3 protein-coding genes are annotated in these 2,459 nt (G+C 64.6%); all 3 read left to right on the forward strand.

Annotation, left to right across the window (positions count from 1 at the left end; translation table 11 throughout):
* Positions 1-275: 275 nt before the first annotated feature.
* Positions 276-1,241 (forward strand): IS21 family transposase, encoded by a 966-nt coding sequence (gene istA, locus SM763_RS24025; RefSeq protein WP_369000102.1) that lies wholly within the window; start codon positions 276-278, stop codon positions 1,239-1,241.
* Complete coding sequence (locus tag SM763_RS24030) at positions 1,138-1,707, forward strand: hypothetical protein (RefSeq protein ID WP_369000098.1); 570 nt, start codon at positions 1,138-1,140, stop codon at positions 1,705-1,707. Before istA ends, SM763_RS24030 begins: the two co-directional genes overlap by 104 nt.
* A partial coding sequence (gene istB, locus SM763_RS24035) for an IS21-like element helper ATPase IstB (protein WP_369000100.1) occupies positions 1,704-2,459 on the forward strand: 756 nt, incomplete at its 3' end. The genes SM763_RS24030 and istB, both read left to right, overlap by 4 nt.

Below are 2,459 nucleotides of genomic sequence, written 5' to 3' on the forward strand. Positions count from 1 at the left end.
TGCTGCGCGACAAACTGGATGAGATTCCGCGTCAATCAGGATGAGACGTTGCGGCGGGCGTGTGTCGGAAGGAGGGCGTAGCCCGACCGGAGGCACACGCCCGCCGCTTCGCTCGTTTTTGGGGTCTGTGATCGCGGCCGGCCCGTTACGCTGGTGGTTTTCAGGAATGGAGAACCACTTTTGTGCCGGGGCGCCATGTAACCGATCAACAGACGAGACTTTTCATGAAGCTGAGACAAGACCACCCCATCGAAGTCGCCGCGGCCAAGGCCGGGATGAGCCGGGCGACCGGATACCGCATTTCAAAGGATCCCAAGCTGCCGTCGCAGAAGGCCCAGACGCGGGGCCGGCGGCGCCCGGACCCGCTTGAGCACATTTTCGACGCTGAAGCTGTCCCTCTTTTGCAATCGGCCCCGGGCCTTCGCCCGGTCGCAATTTTTGAGGAGATGCTGCGCCGCCACCCTGAACTGTCCCCGGGCATCCGCCGGACACTGGAGCGGCGGATCCGCGCCTGGCGGGCAGTGCATGGCGAAGAACAGGAGGTCATCTTCCGGCAGGTTCACGAACCGGGCCGGCTCGGTTTGTCGGACTTCACCGACCTGGGGGCCGCGGCCGTAACGGTCGCGGGCCAGCCGCTGGAGCATCTGCTCTATCACTTCCGCTTGCCGTGGTCCGGCTTTGAGCACGCCCATGTCATCCTCGGCGGGGAGAGTTTTGTCGCCCTGGCCGAAGGGCTTCAGAATGCGCTCTGGTCGGTGGGCGGGGCACCGGCGTCTCATCGCAGCGACAGTTTGTCGGCAGCCTTCCGCAACCTCGACACCGACGCGCGGGCGGATCTCACGACGCGCTATGATGCCCTATGCGCCCATTACCGGATGACGCCGACGCGGAACAACAAGGGGGTGGCGCATGAGAACGGCTCGATCGAAAGCGCCCACGGCCATCTCAAGAGCGCGATCCGCGATCCGCGATGCGCTGCTGATGCGGGGCAGCGCCGACTTCGGCGATCTCGATGGCTACCGCGCCTTCATCGACGAGATCGTGGGGCGCCGCAATGCGGCCCGCGGCAAGCGTATCGCAGCCGAACGGCCATATCTGCAGGGGCTGCCCGCACGCCGCACCACGGACTTCGAGGAGGTGATCGTCACCGTTTCCAGCACCGGCGGCTTCACGTTGCGCAAGGTCTTCTACACCGTGCCCTCCCGCCTGATCGGGCACAGGCTGCGCGTGCGCTTGTTTGACGACAGGCTGGATGTCTTCTCCGGCGGCACCCACCTGCTGACCCTGCCCAGGGGGCGGGCCAAGGCGAACGGCAAGCATGACCAGGTCGTGAACTATCACCATGTCATCCATTCGCTGCGCAGGAAGCCCATGGCCCTTCTGCATCTCGTTTACCGCGACAAGCTCTTCCCTCGCCAGGAGTACCGGCGTGCCTTCGAGGCGCTCATCGACCGGCTGCCCGAACGGCAGGCCTGCAAGATCACAGTCGAGCTGCTTGCCCTGGCGCATGAGCGCAGCTGCGAGCGGGCGCTGGCAGCGGAACTGGCCAAGGTGCTCGAGGCCGGCGGTCTACCCGACCTTGCTGTCCTTCGAAGGCACTTCGCCCCGGACCCGGCCTGTCTGCCGGCCGTCACCGTGCAATCCGTGTCCCTGGACAGCTATGAAGCCCTCGTCAAAACCGCGGATGCAGCAGGAGTACCGGCATGACGAGCTCCCATACCGTCGATGAGGCCCGCCTCAGCATCATGCTGAACGACCTGCGGCTGCCGACCATCAAGATCCTCTGGCCGCAATTCGCCGAACAGGCTGACCGGGAGGGCTGGCCTGCCGCCCGCTTCCTGGCCGCTATTGCGGAGCACGAACTGGCCGAACGCGCCCACCGCAGGATCGCCCGCCATCTTGCCGAAGCGCACCTGCCGCCCGGCAAGACGATGGACAGCTTCGACTTCGACGCCGTTCCAATGATCTCGAAAGCACAGGTCATGGCCATGGCGGCGGGAGACAGCTGGCTGGCCAAGGGCGCCAATGTCCTGATGTTCGGCCCGCCCGGCGGCGGCAAGTCGCATCTCGCGGCCGCCATTGGCCTGACACTGATCGAGAACGGTTGGCGGGTGCTGTTCACGAGAACCACCGATCTTGTCCAGAAGCTGCAGGTGGCCCGCAGGGAACTGCAGCTTGAGGCCGCGATTGCGAAACTGGACAAATTCGACCTGATGATCCTCGATGATCTCGCCTATGTCACCAAGGACCAGGCCGAAACCAGCGTTCTCTTCGAGCTGATCTCGGCGCGGTACGAAAGGCGGTCCATCATGATCACCGCCAATCAGCCCTTCGGCGAATGGAACAAGGTCTTCCCCGATCCGGCAATGACGCTCGCGGCCGTCGACAGGCTCGTCCACCATGCGACCATCTTCGAGATGAACGTGGAAAGCTACAGACGACGATCGGCAATGGAGGCG

The sequence above is a fragment of the Pseudophaeobacter sp. C1-32P7 genome (genome assembly GCF_041008775.1).
Lineage (GTDB): Bacteria > Pseudomonadota > Alphaproteobacteria > Rhodobacterales > Rhodobacteraceae > Phycobacter > Phycobacter gallaeciensis_A.